The sequence below is a fragment of the Mesorhizobium sp. M0058 genome, assembly GCF_040323095.1.
Taxonomy (GTDB): domain Bacteria; phylum Pseudomonadota; class Alphaproteobacteria; order Rhizobiales; family Rhizobiaceae; genus Mesorhizobium.
In genome coordinates this window covers 291,148-308,638 of sequence record NZ_JAMYUQ010000007.1, presented here as the reverse complement: position 1 = coordinate 308,638, position 17,491 = coordinate 291,148, and the positions used below count along the sequence as shown (strand labels likewise).

General features: G+C 63.3%; 17 protein-coding genes and 1 pseudogene. 6 read left to right on the top strand and 12 right to left on the bottom strand.

All coding sequences use genetic code 11. The features are described 5' to 3' along the window. Together NKJ75_RS14575 and NKJ75_RS14570 are read right to left on the bottom strand one after the other, a co-directional pair. Positions 1 to 297 (bottom strand): HlyU family transcriptional regulator, encoded by a 297-nt coding sequence (locus tag NKJ75_RS14575; RefSeq protein ID WP_023691516.1) that lies wholly within the window; start codon positions 295 to 297, stop codon positions 1 to 3. A 101-nt stretch (positions 298 to 398) separates the two neighbouring features. After that, positions 399 to 1,076: a PadR family transcriptional regulator gene (locus tag NKJ75_RS14570; protein ID WP_352499855.1), complete on the bottom strand. Its 678-nt coding sequence runs from the start codon at positions 1,074 to 1,076 to the stop codon at positions 399 to 401. A gap of 256 nt (positions 1,077 to 1,332) precedes the next feature. On the opposite strand from NKJ75_RS14570, the gene NKJ75_RS14565 reads away from it, so the two are divergent. Continuing rightward, a complete protein-coding gene (locus NKJ75_RS14565) occupies positions 1,333 to 1,590 on the top strand; it encodes a DUF2798 domain-containing protein (RefSeq protein ID WP_023672449.1) in 258 nt (85 codons plus the stop codon). Positions 1,591 to 1,634: 44 nt separating this feature from the next. Here the strand turns inward: NKJ75_RS14565 and NKJ75_RS14560 are convergent, their stop codons facing one another. The 5 genes from NKJ75_RS14560 to NKJ75_RS14540 form a co-directional block, all read right to left on the bottom strand. Next, positions 1,635 to 2,015 carry a thiol-disulfide oxidoreductase DCC family protein gene (locus NKJ75_RS14560; protein ID WP_023697082.1) on the bottom strand — a complete coding sequence of 127 codons (381 nt, stop codon included), beginning with the start codon at positions 2,013 to 2,015 and terminating at the stop codon, positions 1,635 to 1,637. Between the two features lie 69 nt (positions 2,016 to 2,084). Next, entirely contained in the window at positions 2,085 to 2,378 is a 294-nt protein-coding gene (locus tag NKJ75_RS14555; RefSeq protein WP_023672447.1) for a GYD domain-containing protein, read from the bottom strand. Positions 2,379 to 2,569: 191 nt separating this feature from the next. Continuing rightward, positions 2,570 to 4,594: an RNA polymerase sigma factor RpoD gene (gene rpoD / locus NKJ75_RS14550; protein ID WP_023672446.1), complete on the bottom strand. Its 2,025-nt coding sequence runs from the start codon at positions 4,592 to 4,594 to the stop codon at positions 2,570 to 2,572. Positions 4,595 to 5,006: 412 nt separating this feature from the next. Continuing rightward, entirely contained in the window at positions 5,007 to 6,947 is a 1,941-nt protein-coding gene (gene dnaG / locus NKJ75_RS14545; RefSeq protein ID WP_023683795.1) for a DNA primase, read from the bottom strand. Positions 6,948 to 7,118: 171 nt separating this feature from the next. After that, positions 7,119 to 7,487, bottom strand: a complete 369-nt coding sequence (locus NKJ75_RS14540; protein WP_352499854.1) for an RcnB family protein — start codon at positions 7,485 to 7,487, stop codon at positions 7,119 to 7,121. Between the two features lie 386 nt (positions 7,488 to 7,873). Between NKJ75_RS14540 and NKJ75_RS14535 the strand changes: the two genes are divergently transcribed. Together NKJ75_RS14535 and NKJ75_RS14530 are read left to right on the top strand one after the other, a co-directional pair. After that, positions 7,874 to 9,538, top strand: a complete 1,665-nt coding sequence (locus NKJ75_RS14535) for a Na/Pi cotransporter family protein (protein WP_352497543.1) — start codon at positions 7,874 to 7,876, stop codon at positions 9,536 to 9,538. A gap of 95 nt (positions 9,539 to 9,633) precedes the next feature. Beyond that, complete coding sequence (locus tag NKJ75_RS14530) at positions 9,634 to 10,815, top strand: MFS transporter (protein WP_352499853.1); 1,182 nt, start codon at positions 9,634 to 9,636, stop codon at positions 10,813 to 10,815. Between the two features lie 7 nt (positions 10,816 to 10,822). Here NKJ75_RS14530 and NKJ75_RS14525 read toward each other — a convergent pair whose 3' ends face one another. Together NKJ75_RS14525 and NKJ75_RS14520 are read right to left on the bottom strand one after the other, a co-directional pair. After that, complete coding sequence (locus NKJ75_RS14525; protein ID WP_023672441.1) at positions 10,823 to 11,380, bottom strand: GNAT family N-acetyltransferase; 558 nt, start codon at positions 11,378 to 11,380, stop codon at positions 10,823 to 10,825. A 109-nt stretch (positions 11,381 to 11,489) separates the two neighbouring features. Beyond that, positions 11,490 to 11,939, bottom strand: coding sequence for a GatB/YqeY domain-containing protein (locus tag NKJ75_RS14520; RefSeq protein WP_032888139.1), 450 nt, complete (start codon positions 11,937 to 11,939; stop codon positions 11,490 to 11,492). 260 nt (positions 11,940 to 12,199) lie between these two features. Here NKJ75_RS14520 and carA point away from each other — a divergent pair, with 260 nt between their 5' ends. The 3 genes from carA (at position 12,200) to NKJ75_RS14505 (ending at position 14,123) form a co-directional block, all read left to right on the top strand. Continuing rightward, positions 12,200 to 13,417 carry a glutamine-hydrolyzing carbamoyl-phosphate synthase small subunit gene (gene carA / locus NKJ75_RS14515; protein ID WP_081726027.1) on the top strand — a complete coding sequence of 406 codons (1,218 nt, stop codon included), beginning with the start codon at positions 12,200 to 12,202 and terminating at the stop codon, positions 13,415 to 13,417. 321 nt (positions 13,418 to 13,738) lie between these two features. Next, positions 13,739 to 13,999 carry a hypothetical protein gene (locus NKJ75_RS14510; RefSeq protein WP_245274106.1) on the top strand — a complete coding sequence of 87 codons (261 nt, stop codon included), beginning with the start codon at positions 13,739 to 13,741 and terminating at the stop codon, positions 13,997 to 13,999. Then, positions 13,926 to 14,123, top strand: coding sequence for a helix-turn-helix domain-containing protein (locus tag NKJ75_RS14505; protein ID WP_348524580.1), 198 nt, complete (start codon positions 13,926 to 13,928; stop codon positions 14,121 to 14,123). The genes NKJ75_RS14510 and NKJ75_RS14505 overlap by 74 nt, the downstream gene beginning before the upstream one ends. A 9-nt stretch (positions 14,124 to 14,132) precedes the next feature. Here the strand turns inward: NKJ75_RS14505 and NKJ75_RS14500 are convergent, their stop codons facing one another. The 3 genes and pseudogenes from NKJ75_RS14500 to ypfJ form a co-directional block, all read right to left on the bottom strand. Next, a complete protein-coding gene (locus tag NKJ75_RS14500; RefSeq protein ID WP_352499852.1) occupies positions 14,133 to 15,053 on the bottom strand; it encodes an aldo/keto reductase in 921 nt (306 codons plus the stop codon). Further along, positions 15,050 to 16,256 (bottom strand): annotated as a pseudogene (locus tag NKJ75_RS14495) (TCR/Tet family MFS transporter). The gene NKJ75_RS14500 and the pseudogene NKJ75_RS14495 overlap by 4 nt, the downstream one beginning before the upstream one ends. Positions 16,257 to 16,432: 176 nt before the next feature. Then, positions 16,433 to 17,368 (bottom strand): KPN_02809 family neutral zinc metallopeptidase, encoded by a 936-nt coding sequence (ypfJ, locus tag NKJ75_RS14490; protein ID WP_023828078.1) that lies wholly within the window; start codon positions 17,366 to 17,368, stop codon positions 16,433 to 16,435. Between the last annotated feature and the right edge of the window lie 123 nt (positions 17,369 to 17,491).

Below are 17,491 nucleotides of genomic sequence, written 5' to 3'. Positions count from 1 at the left end.
CTACCCGAACATCCTCTCGCCTTGCTCGTCGACCAACTGCATGCCCTTCTTGATCGAGATGTCGACGGCGTCGTCCAGTCCGGCAAAGCGATCGGCGCGGATGAATTTGTGTTCCTTCATCACGCCGTCGACTTCCTTCGAAACCACGCCGCAGGTCTGGTATTGGCCCCCCTCCGCCTTGTAGGGCGTGGCGCTGATCAAAAATCCCTTGTGCTCAACCTGCTTTGCCGGTGCTGCGCTCTTGGGCTCGCCCGCCTCACCGCCGCCACCACCGAAAAGACGTTTCAGAAAAGACATGGGGCTTCCTCCAACGGCAATCATCCTGCACCATGTCTCGCGGTGCAGGATGATTTTCAGTACCGTTCCTCAGTCGAACGGGCAAGGGTTCTCGCCCGGGGTCAACCGCGCGATAGCGCTTCTAGGGCTTCAGCGGCGGCTTCCAGGACTGCAATCGCCTCGGCCTGCTTTTCAGCCGGCGCGTCGACGAGATCGTCGAGCGCGGCACGCAGCCGGTGGCGCACGGCGCGGAACTCGTCGCGGGCTTCCGAGCGACCCCGTCCACCACGCCGTCCGCCTTCCTCGCCGTCGTCGTTCCAGCCGAACCAGTCCCGCGCTTTCGCCATCTTGCGGCCGAAGCGCTCCAGATGCTCGAGCACGCCGTCGATCATCTCGCGGTTCTCGGCGAGATGCGCCTGCCCCGCCTCGGTGATCGAAAACACCTTCTTGTTGCCGTCGGCGGCTGAAGCCGCATAGCCGGCCTCTTCCAGGAAGGTCAGCGTCGGATAGACGACGCCCGGGCTCGGGCTGTAGATGCCGCTGGTGCGCTCTTCCAGCGCCTTGATGATGTCGTAGCCGTGGCGCGGCGCCTCGGCCAGCAGCGACAGCGTGATCAGCTTGAGATCGCCGTCGGCCAGCATGCGCCCGGCACGAAACATGTCGCCCGGGCCGCCGCGTCCACCGCCACGTCCGCCGTGGCCGAACGGACCAAAGCCGCCGCCCCCTCTTCCACCAAATTTGCCTGCCATGTGCAGGAATGCGCGCTCGGCGCGCTCGCCAAAGGGATGATGTCTGTGCATGAATTGCTCCTTGAGTTATATCTTACGATACATCTTAATTAGGCTTGCCCCGCCGACGAGTCAAGATATATCTTACGATGTATCTAAAGGCGGCGCCAGAAGGTTGATTTCGCCGCCGCCGGCAGCTAGAAAGCGCATGAGGGCCAAAACCTCTCCGTAAGCGTCTGCCACCCCGGTCTTTCCGGGCAGTTCCGCCGGAAACCCGGCGCAATGGATGCCAAATGCGACGGACCGGATGTTTCAGGAAAATCCAAAAATGACCACGACCCGTAAGCGCGGCAAGCTGCCGGCGCGCTATGCCGCGATCGTCAGCCCGCTGGTGCTGTCGCTGCTGATGACCTTCATCGTCTCGTTCATATCGACGCTGAAAAGCCTTGGACTGCAACCTGATTTGCCGGCTGTCTGGCTCACTGCCTGGGGCCTGTCCTGGCTGGTAGCGTTCCCAACGTTGCTCATGGTGCTGCCGGCGGTGCGCCGCATTGTCGGCTGGCTTTGCGAGCCGGCGTCCCGGTAACGCCCATGACGGTAAGGCCCGCAGATTCTTCGGGCCTTGCCTCGCTACCAGCGGCCCTTGCGCCGGTTCCAGGCATAGAGAAGATCGGCGAAACGATCATAGGCCAAGCGCGTCAGCGGCAGCGCGACCGGATTGCCGAAGAGCGTCGCCAGCCAGCCCTCGCCCGGCGTCGCCCGCCAGACGGCAACCGCGACATCGGCGCCGACCAGCAGCCTGCCTTCGGCATCGGTGGCATGCAGCCGGCGGCGTATGTCCTCCAGCGAGGCGCTGTAGCCAGAGAGCGCCGCCGGTTCGAGGTTGATGTCGCGGAATTCGATCCGCCCGGCCTTGATCGCCTCGATCAGCCGCCGTTTCTGCCGGGTGATGCCGCCATCGCAGACGGGGCAGCGTGTGTTGTACCAGACGGTCAGCGCAGGCTTGGACATGGCGCGACTATCACCCTGACGGCACGGCCCCGCAATATGACGCCGAGCCGCACGGACCCGCGCCCAGCGCTATCCAAGCGAAGTGACGATCTCGCGATAGGCAAATTCCGGGAAAGCCTTGAGCGTTCGCGTCTTGACGCTGCCACCCGTTGCCAGCATCAGCGCGAAACGAGCAAGCACAGCATCGTCGGGCGCCTCGATAATCGCCACCATGTCATATTCGCCCATAGTCAGGTAAAACGCCTTGAACGAGCCGCCCATGTCGGCCAGTTGCTTCTTGGCGGCATCGAGCCGCTTCGGCGACTCTCGGATATTTCTGGCGCCCTGTTCCGTCCAGTTCATCAGCAGGATGTAGGTTGTCATCACACACCTCCCTCCGGCGCCACGGAGCACGGCTGAGGACATCAGCCGGGGCGGACATCCGGTTTTTCGCCCAGAACATACATCCGACCAGGCAAGTATCCTCCCGACGGAGATGGGCGACAAGAGCCTTCACCCGGGCAACAAAAAGGGCGCCATCGGCGCCCTTTTCGAATGCTGGTCTGTTGCCGGTATCAGCTGTCGAGGAAGCTCCTCAGCTTGCGGCTCCGGCTCGGGTGCTTGAGCTTGCGCAGCGCCTTGGCTTCGATCTGGCGGATACGCTCGCGCGTCACCGAGAACTGCTGGCCGACTTCTTCCAGCGTGTGGTCGGTGTTCATGCCGATGCCGAAGCGCATGCGCAGCACCCGCTCCTCGCGCGGCGTCAGCGATGCGAGCACCCGCGTTGTGGTCTCGCGCAGATTGGCTTGGATCGCCGCATCGATCGGCAGGATCGCCATCTTGTCCTCGATGAAATCGCCCAGATGCGAATCCTCTTCGTCACCCACAGGGGTTTCGAGCGAGATCGGCTCCTTGGCGATCTTCAAGACCTTGCGCACTTTTTCGAGCGGCATTGCGAGCTTTTCTGCCAGTTCCTCCGGCGTCGGCTCGCGGCCGATTTCATGCAGCATCTGGCGCGACGTGCGCACGATCTTGTTGATCGTTTCGATCATGTGCACCGGGATGCGGATGGTGCGCGCCTGGTCGGCAATCGAACGCGTGATCGCCTGCCGGATCCACCATGTCGCATAGGTAGAGAACTTGTAGCCGCGGCGGTATTCGAATTTGTCGACCGCCTTCATCAAGCCGATATTGCCTTCCTGGATCAGGTCGAGGAACTGCAGGCCGCGATTGGTGTATTTCTTGGCGATGGAAATGACGAGGCGCAGGTTGGCCTCGACCATTTCCTTCTTGGCGATAGCGGCTTCGCGCTCGCCCTTCTGCACCTGGTTGACGATCTTGCGGAATTCCAGGATCGAGATCGCCGTCTCGGTGGCGAGATTCTGGATTTCCGAACGCAGATCCTTGATCGCGTCCTTCTCGTTCTTGGTGAATTCCTTCCAGCCGCGCGAGGTCAGATTGCCGATCGAGCGCGTCCAGTTCGGGTCGAGCTCGGAGCCCTGATATTCCTTGAGGAACTCCTCGCGGCGCACGCCATAGCTTTCGGCCAGGCGCAGCAGCTTGCCTTCGTTCTGCACCAGCCGCTTGTTGATGTCGTAGAGCTGCTCGACCAGCGCCTCGATGCGCGCCGTGTTGAGCGACAGCGACTTCACCGCCTTGATCAGCTGGTCCTTCAGCTCCTTCAGGCGGCGGTCCTGGCTTGGCGACAGCGTGCCGGTCGCGGCCAGACGGTTCTCGACCTGCTGGTCCTGCAGCTTGCGCAGCTTCTTGTAGGTGTCGGCGATGACGTCGAGCGTCTCCATCACCTGCGGGCGCAGTTCCGCTTCCATCGCCGCCAGCGACAGGCTCGCCTCGTCCTCGTCTTCCTCGTCGTCATCGACCAGGCCGCGCGTGTCGGCGCCGACATTGGTGATGTCGTCTTCCTCGTCGCGTCCACGCCTCGGCTTGTCCTCGGCCTTGGGCGCCTCCTCGATGCGCTCGACCACCGGCGCCTGCTTGGCTTCGGGGCCGGCATAGGTGGCTTCGAGGTCGATGATCTCGCGCAGCAGGATCTTGGATTCGTTGAGCTCGTCACGCCAGATGATGATGGCCTGGAAGGTCAGCGGGCTTTCGCAGAGGCCCGCAATCATCGTCTCGCGGCCGGCCTCGATGCGCTTGGCGATCGCGATTTCGCCCTCGCGCGACAGGAGCTCGACCGAGCCCATCTCGCGCAGATACATGCGCACCGGGTCATCGGTGCGGTCGGTCGGCTCTTTCTTGGTGGTCGTGGCGGCGACGGCGGTGCCGGTCTGCTCGGCCAGCTCGTTGGCGTCTTCCTCGGCGTCGGCATTGCTGTCGGCGGCCTCGGGCTCCTCGCTCTGATCGTCGTCCTCGACCACGTTGATGCCCATGTCGGACAGCATCGCATTGATGTCTTCGATGCGATCCGGATCGGTCTCTTCCGACGGCAGCACCGCGTTCAGTTCGTCGAGAGTCACATAGCCGCGCTTCTTGGCGGCCTTGATCATCTTCTTGACAGCATCATCGGAAAGGTCGAGCAGAGGCCCATCGGTGGCGCCTTCACGTTCGGTCTCGACCTCTTCCTTTTCCTTTGTCGCCATAGTCTTTATCTTCTCCTAGCGGCCGAGCATCGAAGCCGCGTAGCTGCCGCACCGGTCAAACTACATGCGCTGGTGGCGCTTAACCGGGCCGGTAACCGAATCAACTCTTTTGTTTGTTCATATCGTGCCCCCAAAACCGGTTTTCACTTTTGGGCGATATGCATTAAGTCCAGATTAACCCTGATATCTGTGGCAGGCTGACAGCCTGTCCAGTGATCAGCACCTCGCGTCAGTGCATTTCCATCGACGCCGGCGCGGGTTAAGGTTTCGAATCGTCCTGATTCCGTCATTCTGCCAGAAGGTCAAGCGCCTCTCGCATGATTCGCATCAAAAAAGCGAATCAATTACCCGACTTAGAGGCGTCGATTCGACGCGCAGCACGTACAACATTCATTCTTGCGCAGGTTTCGACCTAGACGCGCCCACCCCTGCCCGAGGATACACCGAACCCTTCGATCAGCGCTTCCGTTGCTTGTACATCACGGAATTGCGCCTGAATCTCGATGAGGTGCCGGTAGTTTTCGTCAGTGGGATCGCTGGCGAGCGCTGCTTCCGCCTGTTTCAGCTCCTTATGTAAGGTGCGCGCGCTGCGCTGCAAGTGCAGCGCCTGGTTGAAGGCGTCGCGGGCATCGTCAAGCGCTGCGGTTTCCAGCGCGGGCCATTGCCTGGCCCGTTGGATGAGCGCCACGGCGCGCCCCCAGATATCGCTGCAGCCGGCACGTTCGATGGTGGCGATCACCGCGCTACGGTCATTGGCCATGTCGTGCGCCATCGCATCGAGGATGGCGGCGTGCAGCCGCTGCAGATCGGTGTTGGCGAGATCGAGGAACTCGACATGGGCGAAGTTCTCGTCGATCAGCGCCGGATGGTTGACGAGGGCTACGATGATCGTCGCCTCGCGCACCGACATCATCTCGCCACCGCGTTTGACCATGGCGGAGCGGCCGAGGCTTTCGGTGATCGCGGCGCGCGCGCCTGCCCCGCTGCCTTTGGCGAACTGTCCGCCGGGTGCGGGCGTTTTGCCCTGCCCCGGTTTCCAGTCCTGGCGACCTTGCCGCACTTCGCGCTGGGCGCTGAAGAAGGTCAGCTCCCGCTCGCGCATCCACTGCTGGTAGTGGTAGCGCTGGCTCTCATCGCGGATGCGGCTGGTCAGTTCGCGCAGCGTCTTTGTCAGCCCCGCCCGCCGCTCCGGCGTGTCGAAGACGCCACCGGATGTCTCACGCATCCACAACAAATCAGCAAGAGGCCGCGCTTCCGCCAGCACGGCACGAAACGCGTCCGGCCCTTCTGCCTTGACCAGATCGTCGGGATCCTTGCCCTCCGGCAACAGCGCAAAGCGCACCGACCGCCCGGCCTGCACCGACGGCAGCGCGAGATCCGCGGCGCGCCACGCCGCCTTCAGCCCGGCCTGGTCGCCGTCGAAGCACAGCATCGGCTCAGGCGCCATGCGCCACAGAAGTTCGAGTTGGTTTTCGGTGAGCGCGGTGCCGAGCGGCGCCACGGCATTCTCGAAGCCGGCCTGCGCCAGCGCAATCACGTCCATATAGCCTTCGACGGCAATCACCGTGCCGCCTTTCGCCAGCGCTTTGCGGGCGCGGGCGAAATTGTAGAGCACGTTGCCCTTGTGGAAGAGCTCCGTGTCGGGCGAATTCATGTATTTGGCCAGCGCATCGGGCGCCAGTGCGCGGCCGCCAAAGGCGATGATCTTGCCGCGCGAATCCGGGATCGGGAACATGATGCGATCGCGGAACCAGTCATAGGAGACCGGGATGTCGTCGCCATGACGCACCAGCCCGCAGGCCTCGATGTCGGCCTTGGGCACACCCTTGGCGGCAAGATGTTCCTTCAGCGCATTGCGGCTGTCGGGCGCAAAGCCCAGCCGGAACGATTGCTGCGTCGCCGGCGTCAGCCCGCGATCCCTGAGATAGGCGCGGGCTTTTGCACCCTCCGGTCCTTGCAGCCGCTCCTGGAAGAAGGCAGTCGCCATCTCCATGACATCGGTCAGACTGGCGCGTTCCTTCTCACGCTGTTCTTCCCGCTCGTCGCGCACCGGCATCGGCACGCCGGCCATGTCGGCGATCTTCTCGACCGCTTCGGGAAAGCTTAATCCGTCGAGCTCGGTCAGGAACTTGAAATGATCGCCCGACACCGAACAGCCGAAACAGTGATAGCGGCCCTTCTTGTCCTCGCAGTGGAAGGAGGGGCTCTTTTCGCCATGGAACGGACAACAGGCCCAATAGTCGCCGCGCGAGGCGTTGGTCTTCTTCCTGTCCCATGCGACGCGCTGGCCGATGACCGATGAAATCGGCACACGGTCGCGTATCTCATCGAGAAAGGCGGGCGGAAAGCGCATTGGGGAACTCGTTTGTCCCTCATATAATCATGCTCGCGGAATCCGACGACCCTTATTGCGGACCATACCCGGTTTCCACAGCCAAAAAGCCCGGTTTCTACAGCCAAAAGAAAGGCGGCCGTTTCGGGCCGCCTCCTTTCAAGTCTCTGCATTGCGCCGGCGAGGCCGGGCTTAATGCGCGGCAATGGCGCCGAAGATGATGCCGGACAGGACGCTGACCAGCACATAGTCGTTGCCGACGCGGATCCATTCCTGGCCGGGGCCGGGGCGATGCAGGCCATAGCGGCCATAATCGCGGATCGGCTGGTGCCGCTTCCAGCTGGAATATTTCTGGCCATTGCGCCAATGGCTGCGCTTGACGACCACCGTCTTCTTCACGACGCGCTTCCTGATATCGACATGCTTGCCGGGCCTCTGCCAGTCGACCTGCGTGTAATTCGACTGCGGTGCGACCGGTGCGTTCACCGGTGCGGCCTGGCCGGTAAGCGAAGTGGCGGCCAGCATCGAGAAAGCGAGGGCGGAAAGAACAATACGTTTCATAGCGGGGCTCCTTGGTTGTCGATCTAGGGAATAGCGCCCGAAGGATGAACCGAAACTGAACACTAGCATTACATTTACGCAATGAAATCCGGCGCTTATCCTGGATATTTGAACATCATCGCAAAGGCGATTGCCGGGAGTCCGGCAAACCGGGACGATCCGCTGCCATCACCAGGGATCCGCCATGCAACCATTTGCGCATCCGTCCATTTTCCGACACGCCCTGTCGCGCCGCGACGGCTCTTGAAATCGACAAGATTTTATTACCCGGCTAAAATATTCCGGATATTGTTCAAGACTGTCATGACCATGATTCGCAGCCCCGTTTTCATCCCTGCACTGCGCGCCCTCCGCGTCGCGATAGCTGTCTGCGTGCGGGTTTCGAAATGAGCGGCTCCGTCGTTCTGCTGCATCTGGCGGGCTCGGTGGCGCTGATGCTGTTTGCCACCCGCATGGTCAAGACAGGCGTCGAGCGCGCCTATGGCGACGTGCTGCGTCACCGGCTGCGCTCCACCATGCGCAATCCGATCATGGCGGTGCTGGCCGGCTGCGGCCTGTCCATCGCGCTGCAGAGCTCGACCGCCGTCACGCTTCTCGTCGGCTCCTTCGCCGGCGCCGGCATCGTCTCGGGCATGTCGGGCCAATTGGCTGTGCGCGGCGCCGAGATCGGCTCGGCGCTGGTGGTCAAGCTCTTGACCTTCGATCTGACGCTGCTGGTGCCGATCTGCCTCGTCGCCGGCACGGTCATGTTCATGGCCACCGAGCGGCGCGACTGGCGCCAGTTCGGCCGCATCCTGGTCGGCATCGGCCTTTTGGTACTGTCGCTGGAGATGATCGGCCAGGCCTCGGAGCCGCTGCGCCAGAGCACGCTGATGCCGCTCATCATCGAATATTTCTCCAGCGACTACGTCACCGCCTATCTGCTCGCCGCGCTCGTTACCTGGCTCTTCCACTCCTCAATCGCCGCCGTGCTTTTGATGGTCACGCTGGCCGGGCGCGGCTTCATCCCGCCCGAACTCGGCATCGTGCTGGTGCTCGGCGTCAATCTCGGCTCGTCGATCATCGCGCCGCTGCTCACCCGAAGTGCCGAACCTGGCGTGCGCGTCGTGCCGATCGGCAATCTGTTGATGCGCGGCATGGGCTCGCTGGTGATGCTGATCCTGTTCATGACGCTGAAGCCACCGGTCGCCTTCCTCGGCGCCACCGTGCCCGACCAGATCGTCAACGCCCACATACTGTTCAATGTGCTGATCCTGCTCGCCGGCCTGCCGCTTGCCAGCCTGATCTATCGTGCTTCCGAGAAGATCGTCGCAATGGGCACCAAGCCGGCGCCGGCTACAGAGCTCGATGTGGTCGAACTCTCCGCCCTCAACGACGGCGCGCTCGACGTTCCGAGCCAGGCGCTGGCCAACGCCACCCGCGAGGTGGTCCGCGTCTGCGAGACGGTCGAGATCATGCTCAAGCGTATCATCGAGCTGTATGAAAGCGCCGACGGCGACAAGATCAAGGCGCTGGCCGCCCTTGACGACCGCGTCGACAGGAAGCACGCGGCGATCAAGCTCTATCTGGCCAAATTGACCAGGAACTCGCTCACAGAGGACGAGGCGCTGCGCTGCCAGGAGCTGATAGGCGCCTGCGTCAAGCTTGAGCAGGTCGGCGACATCATCGTGCGCAACATGCTGGTGCATGTGAAGAAGAAGTTCGAGCGCGGGCTGGAGTTCACGCCCGAGGGCTGGAGCGAGCTGCTCGCCTTTCACACCTCGGTGCTGGCCAATGCCAGGCTTGCCTTCAACGTGCTGGTGTCGCGCGACCCTGAGACTGCCCGCCAGCTGGTGCTGGAAAAGGACCGGCTGCGCGACCGCGAAAAGGAAACCAGCGCCAGCCATTTCGTGCGCCTGCGCGACGGCACCGCCAAGAGCGTCGAGACCAGCTCCATCCACCTCGACACCATCCGCGACCTGAAGCAGATCAACTCGCTGCTGGCGTCGATGGCCTACCCGGTGCTGGAAGAGCGCGGCCTGCTCGGCGGCTCCAGGTTGAAGGCGAGCTGATCAAGAAAACCTAAACCGGCCGCAAAAATTTCTGCATTGCCGGCAAGCGCCATCCATGATTTGAGGCCAACTCGTTCAAGGATCGCTTCCGCGCCATGCTTCCGCTCATTGCCCTGTTCATCGCCGCCTTCGCTTTCGGCACCACCGAATTCGTCATTGCCGGCGTGCTGCCGCAAGTGGCCGACGGCCTTGGCGTTTCGATCCCGACCTCCGGCTATCTCGTCTCAGGCTATGCCGGCGGCATCGCGGTTGGCGGGCCATTGCTGGCGCTCGCCACCAAGGGCATTCCCCGCAAGACGCTGCTGCTTTGCCTGACCGTCGCCTTCACCATCGGCCAGGCCGCTTGCGCGCTGGCGCCCGATTTTGCCTCGATGCTGCTCTTGCGCATTGCGGTCGCCGTCGCACACGGCGCCTATTTCGGCGTCGCCATGGTGGTGGCTGTCGGCCTCGTGCCCGAGGACAAGCGCGGCATGGCCGTGGCTGTGATCCTCTCCGGCCTCACCGTATCCAATGTCATCGGCGTCCCGGCCGGCACCGCAATCGGCAATCTCTGGGGCTGGCGCGCCACCTTCTGGGTGATGTGCGCGCTTGGCGTGGTAGCCTTTGCCGCCATGACTGCGCTTTTGCCGCGCGCGACAGGCGCATCAAGGCCATCCGCCAGTCTTGGCAGCGAGGTTCGCGTGCTGGCGCGCCAGCAAGTCTGGACCTCGCTGATCCTGATGCTGATGTTGATGATCGGCCAGTTCGGCCTGTTCACCTACATCACCCCGACCCTGCTTGAGGTGACCCATCTCGACGAGGGCCTGATCCCCTGGGTGCTGCTGCTCAACGGCGTCGGCGCCACCGTCGGTGTGTTTCTCGGCGGCAAGCTTTCCGACTGGAAGCTGATGCCGTCGCTGATCACAATGCTTGCGCTGCAAGCGGTGATGTTGGGCGTGATCTATGCCGTCAGCCCCTACCCCGTGCCGATGGTCATCGCCATCGTTATCTGGGGTGGCCTCAACTTCGCCATAGGCACGCCGATCCAGACCCGCATCCTGGCCTGGACGGCGGACGCCTCCAACCTCGCCTCCTCGCTCATCCCCTCCGGCTTCAATGTCGGCATCGCGCTCGCCGCGTCGCTGGGCGCTGCCATGCTCAATGCCGGCTACGGCTATCGCAGCCTGCCGGTTGTGGGCGCTGCCGCCATGCTGGTGGCGGTGGTGGTGGCACTTGCCTCCTACATCTGGGAGGGGCGCAGCCGGGCAGCGCCGCCGCTGCCAGCAGCGGCCGAATAGCATCGGACTACAAATCGATCCGGAACAACAAACTCTCGGCGCCGCCATACGCGGCGTCCTTGATGAACGGACCGACCACACGGCCGCCATTGGCCAGCACCACCTTCTGCGAGGCCGGATTGTCGAGGTCGGTGGTGAGCTCGACATATGGCAAACCAACAGCCCTCGCCTCGTCCAGCATCAGCCGCAGCGCCTCGGTCGCATAGCCTCGTCCGCGCTTCCACGGCACCACGGCATAGCCGATATGGCCGAGCACATGCGACGGCAGTGCGGCCGTACCCGGCTGCCAGCGAAAGCCGATCGAGCCGGCGGCCTCGCCGTCCCAGATCCAGCGCCGGAAGCCCGGCAGCCGCGGCACGGTCGTGCCGTCCGGCAAGGTAATCGGGCCTCCTTTGGCCTCGGGATCGTCGAGGCTGGCAAGGAACGCCGCGGGATCCTCGTCGATCGCCGCAAGTTGCTCGCGCGTCGCTTCCATCAGCCGGACATTGTCCGGCGACCAGCCACGCTCGAGCGCCGCCTTGTAGGAGGGCAGATGTTCGAGCGTGGGTTTGACGATTTCGATCATGGTGGGTCTCTCCGGCAGGTCAACGCTTGCTCGCTTAAGCCGGTGCGGACCGTTTCTTGCCCAGAGGTAATGCCCCTGCTCTCCTTCGCCATTGAAGCGGTGTCGGCTCCTACTGCAGCAGGCCTTTGACGATGCCGCTGGCCTTGCCGAAATCCATCTGGCCGGCATATTTCTGCTTCAGCGCGGCGATCACCTTGCCCATGTCCTTTTGGCTGGCGGCACCGGTCGCAGCGATCGCCTCGCGCGCCGCAGCTGTTACGGCGGCCTCATCCAGCTGCGTCGGCAGGAAGCCGCGGATGATCTCCATCTCGCCACGCTCCTGCGCGGCCAGATCCGGGCGCTTGCCGTCCTCGAACGCCTTGGCCGATTCCTCGCGCTGCTTCACCATCTTGGCCAGGATCTGCAGGATCTCCTCGTCGCTGGCGGGGTCCTTGGTCGAGCCGCGATTGGCGATGTCGCGGTCGTGGATGGCGGCCTGGATCAGCCTGAGCGTCGGCAGCCGGTGCTTGTCCTGCGCCTTCATCGCGCTTTTCAGGGATTCGGCGATTTTTGCGCGCATGATGCTTTCTCCTTCGAACGGCGCGGACAATAACCGCGGCCCATCCGCAAAGCAAACGCGCCAAAGCCCTGATATCGTTCGACGAAACAAATGCTCGCCGTTTTTGGCACGGGTATCATTGACCGCTCTGGCGCCTTCCCCTATGTACTCGGCCTTGCACAAGACAAAGAATTGATGCGCGCAGGCTCGAGAGATCGGCCGCGCCGTTTGCTGCGCAGATGGCCCGCCATCGAAGCGCGCAGCGTGACAGGAGCGTCGCCATGGCCGAGATGACCCCCGAACTGACCCCGCCTTGGGCAACCGAAAAGCCGACCGCCGTCCTGGTGCTGGCCGACGGCACCGTCATCGAGGGTCGCGGCCTCGGCGCCACCGGTTCCGCCGTTGCCGAAGTCTGCTTCAACACCGCGCTCACCGGCTACCAGGAAATTCTCACCGACCCGTCCTATGCCGGCCAGATCGTCACCTTCACCTTCCCGCATATCGGCAACATCGGCACCAATGACGAGGACATCGAGGACTTGAACCCGGTCGCCCGTGCCGGCGCCGTTGGCGCGGTGTTCAAGGCCGATGTCACCAACCCGTCCAACTACCGCGCCGACACCGGGCTGGACCAGTGGCTGAAGAAGCGCGGCATCGTCGCGCTGTCGGGCATCGACACCCGGGCGCTGACCGCGCTGATCCGCGAAAAGGGCATGCCCAATGCCGTCATTGCGCACGCGCCCGACGGCATCTTCGACCTCGACGATTTGAAGCGGCGGGCCGCCGCCTGGTCGGGCCTGATCGGGCTTGACCTCGCCAAGGAAGTCACCTCCGGCCAGTCCTCGGTCTGGCGTGGAACGCCCTGGGTGTGGAACGAAGGCTTTGGCGAACAGGCCGAGCCGTCGATGCACGTCGTCGCCATCGACTACGGCGTCAAGCGTAACATCCTTCGCCTGCTTTCCGGCCTCGGCGCCAAGGTCACCGTGGTTCCGGCCGGTACCGGTTCGGAAGAAATCCTGGCCATGCAGCCCGACGGCATCTTCCTCTCCAACGGCCCCGGCGACCCGGAAGCCACCGGCGAATACGCGGTGCCGGTCATCCAGGACCTGCTCAAGACCGATATTCCGGTGTTCGGCATCTGCCTCGGCCACCAGATGCTGGCCCTGGCGCTGGGCGGCAAGACCGCCAAGATGCACCAGGGCCATCACGGCGCCAACCACCCCGTCAAGGATCATACCACCGGCAAGGTCGAGATCGTCTCGATGAACCACGGCTTTGCCGTCGATGCCGACTCCTTGCCCGAGGGCGTCGAGGAAACCCATGTCTCGCTGTTCGATGGCTCGAACTGCGGCATCGCGCTGACCGGACGTCCGGTGTTCTCGGTCCAGCACCACCCCGAGGCCTCGCCCGGCCCGCAGGACTCGCACTATCTGTTCCGCCGCTTCGTCAACCTGATCCGCGAAAAGCGCGGCGAGGAACTGCTGGCCGAACGGGCCTGAGCCCTGTAGCAGCGATAATATCGCTTAGCCTCGAGCGATAAATCTGCGATATTGCGCGAGTCAAGACGATCATCCTCTCGGTGTCGGCAGCTCGCGATCTCGACAACCTGCCGGCCGATGTCCGCGAGCAGGTCTCTGAGGGTTTGAACACTTATGCCATCAGCGGGCGTGGGGATGTAGAACGTCTTGCCGGCCGAGACGGTTACAGACTTCGGATCGGTTGCTACCGCGTTATATTGATGAAGATCGCACGACAATCCTCGCGATCTACATCGGCAAGCGCGAAACGACGACCTACAGCCGGCCATAGGACAGCACATCATGAACGCTCCGCAAATCATAAGGACTTCAACCGGGGAAGAACTGGTCGTCATCCCGAAGGCTGACTACGAGGCATTGCTGCATGCCGCCGAAGAAGCCAGAGAAGACGCTGCGGATGTGGCGATCTACGATGAGCGGAAGGCCGAGTTCAAAACGGAAAAGCCTCTGCCCGCCGAGGTGACCATGGATATTTTGCGAGGTTCCAGCTGGGCTCAAGGCGCTGCGCAACTGGCGCAAGCTGACGCAGGGCGAGTTCGCTGATGCCATCGGTGTCAGCCAGGGCTTCCTGTCGGACCTTGAATCCAATCGCCGCAAGCCATCGGCCCAAACCAGCACCATGCTGTCGAAGGCATTGGACGTGCCCAGCGAATGGATCGAAGCCTAGTATCTGACCTTACGCCACCGGCCGGCCTTCGCTGGCCTCCAGTATGGCGAACCATTGCTGGCGGTCGAGGTCGATCTCCAGCGCCTTGACCATGGCGGCCAGCCGCTCGGGCTTCATCGTGCCCAGCACCGGCGCCAGCCGCGCCGGATGACGCAGCAGCCAGGCGATGGCGACGGCGGCGAGATCGCCGGCGCCGATCTCGGCAGCCACCGCCGCGATTGCCGCCCTGACCCGCGCCTCGCGCCCTTCCTTGCCGGTGAACAGCAAGCCGCCGCCGAGCGGCGACCAGATCATCGGCGCATAGCCGAGGCGTTGCGCGTGATCGAGGCTGCCATCCATCAGCGCATTGGTCTTCAGCACCGACATCTCGATCTGGTTGGTGGCCAAGGCAAACGGCAGCCGCGAAGCCAGAAGGTCGAACTGCGACGGCGTGAAATTGGAGACCCCGACCGCTCTCACCTTGCCCGACTTGACCAGCCCGGCAAGAGCCGCCGCCGTCTCGTCGGCATCCATCAGCGGATCCGGCCGGTGCAGCAGCAACAGGTCGAGATAGTCGGTGCCGAGATTGGCGAGCGAACGGTCGACCGAGGCGGCAATGTGGGCCGCACTGGTGTCGTAATGCTTCAGCCGGTTCTGAGGCCGGTTGGCCGATGCCAGAATGATGTCGCATTTCGAGATCAGCTCGATGCTGTCGCGCTTGCCCTTCCAGCGCGACAAGCCGGCGCCAAAGGCAGCTTCCACCTGGTAATGCCCGTAAATATCGGCATGGTCGAAGCTGGTCAGGCCGAGATCGACCGCAGTGCCGATCAGCCGCGCGATCTGGTCGGCGTCCGGGCGCGCGGCGCTGTCGAGCAGGCGCCAGGCGCCGAACACCAGCCGCGACAGCGACAAACCGTCCTTGGTTAGCTCTATGCGGCTGTCATGGCTCATATCTGGGCTCCATCTTCCGCAGCGCCGGTGGCAACGCTTCTCACCGCCGTCGGCCTCGCAACTTTCGTCACAAAGACAATGACCGCAAGCGTCAGGAAGCACGCGCCAACCAGATAGGGGGCGCCGCCCCGTGATGATCGAGGTGATCGAGAAGATCGATGTCATCGCACCCTGCAATTCGCCTTGCGCCGATGGCGGCACTTTGGCGGCGGCAAGGCTTCTCAGCGGCGGATCGGCCAGTGCTTCGAGGCAGCCGACGACGATCACCGCATAGATCATCCAGCCTTGCGAGGCGAAGGCGTAGCCGAAGGCGCTGGCCGCCGTAAATGTCAGGCCGATGACCGCCGTCTTCCACTCGCCAAGTTTGGGGATCACGCGCGGCAGCACCGTCGCCATGACGATCGCCCCACACAGGCCGAAGGCGCCGAGCGAGAAGCCGATCTGCTGCTCGCTCCAGCCATAACGATAATTGGACACGAACGACCACACCGCAGGATACATCATGTGGCCGAGCGTCATCAGGAAGAAGGCGAGCCCGATCCAGCCGATGCCCTGATATTGGCGCATCTGCAGCAGCGTGCCGACCGGGTTGGCGCGTTTCCACTCGAAGCGGCGGCGGTGCTTTTCATCGAGCGTTTCAGGCAGGAAGAACATGGCGATGAGGAAGTTCACGAAGGCAAGCCCGGCGGCAAAGTAAAACGGCACTCGCGGCCCGAACGTGCCGAGCAGCCCGCCCAGCACCGGCCCAATGACGAAGCCGACGCCGAAGGCGATGCCGAGCAGACCGAAATTCTTCGCCCGGTTGGCGTCGTTCGAGATGTCGGCAATGAAGGCCGACGTCGTCGAATAGCTGGCGCCCGAAACGCCGGCCAGCACGCGGCCGATGAACAGCATCGGATAGGACCAGGCGATGGCGCAGATCAGATTGTCGATCGAGAATGTAAGCACCGAGGCAAGCAGGATCGGCCGCCGCCCGAAGCGGTCGCTCAATCCACCCATGATTGGCGCGAAGAAGAACTGCATCGCCGCATAGACGAAGAACAGCCAGCCGCCTTCGATCGCCGCTTCGCTGATGCCGACGCCGGAAAGCTCCCTGAGAAAGGCCGGCAACACCGGCATGATCATGCCGAAGCCGATAATGTCGAGCAGCAGCGTGGTGAAGACGAGCGCAAGGCCCCGCCTGGCGGTTTTGGGGTCGATCATGATGGCGTCTGCTCCCTGGGACCGCCCTTGGGCGGGCGCCCGTTATAGGCGAGGCGCCACTTTGGAACAATAGGAGAACGCCTCAGGCGTTCTCCTCCTGACATCTGTTGCCGGTGGTGAATCGGCCCGCCGACGGATGCGCTTTGGACCGCGGTCGGCTGGAACTTGCGAGCGCCTCAAACCGGACCGGTCAGCGTGTTGCAATCCGACAGCTTGCCGCTCTTGTAGCCGCGCGCCAGCCAGCTCTGCCTTTGCTGCGACGTCCCGTGGTTGAAGCTTTCCGGAACGACATAGCCCTGCATCTTCTTCTGCAGCGTATCGTCGCCGATCTGCTTGGCGGCGTTGAGCGCCTCTTCGATGTCGCCCTGTTCCAGAATGCCCTTCTGCGCGGTGAAATGCGCCCAAACGCCGGCGAAGCAGTCGGCCTGCAGCTCGATGCGCACCGACATCTGGTTGGCTTCCGCCTCACCCATCGACTGCCGCATCTGGTTGAACTTGGGCAGGATGCCGGTGAGGTTCTGCACATGGTGACCGACTTCATGGGCGATCACATATGCCTGGGCGAAATCCCCCGAGGCGCCGAACTGCTGGTCGAGCTGCTGGAAGAAGGTGGTGTCGAGGTAGACCTTGTGGTCGCCGGGACAATAGAACGGTCCGGCTGCCGTCGAGGCGGAGCCGCAGGCCGAGCGGATCTGGCCGCTGAACAGCACAAGCTTCGGGTCCTCGTATTTCAGGCCCTGCGACTGGAAGATGCCGGTCCAGGTCTCTTCGGTCTCGGCCAGCACGGTCGCCACGAACTGCTTCATCTCGTCGGAAGCAGGCGTGCCGGCGCCGTCGTCCTGGCCGCCGCTGTTGTCGGTAATCTGGCCACCGCCACCCGGCAGCACGCCGCCGCCGTCGCCGCTGCCCAGGATCTGCGACGGGTCGAAGCCGAAATACCATCCGGCCAGCACCACGAGGACGACCAGCAATATGCTGCCGCCGCCGCCGGTGCGGCCGCCGATCGGGATGCGGAACTGGCCAGGGCTGCCGCCGCCCAAACCACCACCGCCGCCGCTGTCGCTGCGCTCGTCCTCGACATTGTCACTCTGACGGCGGCCCTTCCAGAGCATGGCAACTCCCCGTATGCAAATTTTCGGCTGGCCTGGCCGATGTCGTGGCCCAGTCCGACCCAACAGACAATTATCGCAATGGTTGCGCCAAGTCACAGTATTTTTCGTGGCAGCGGCATCGCG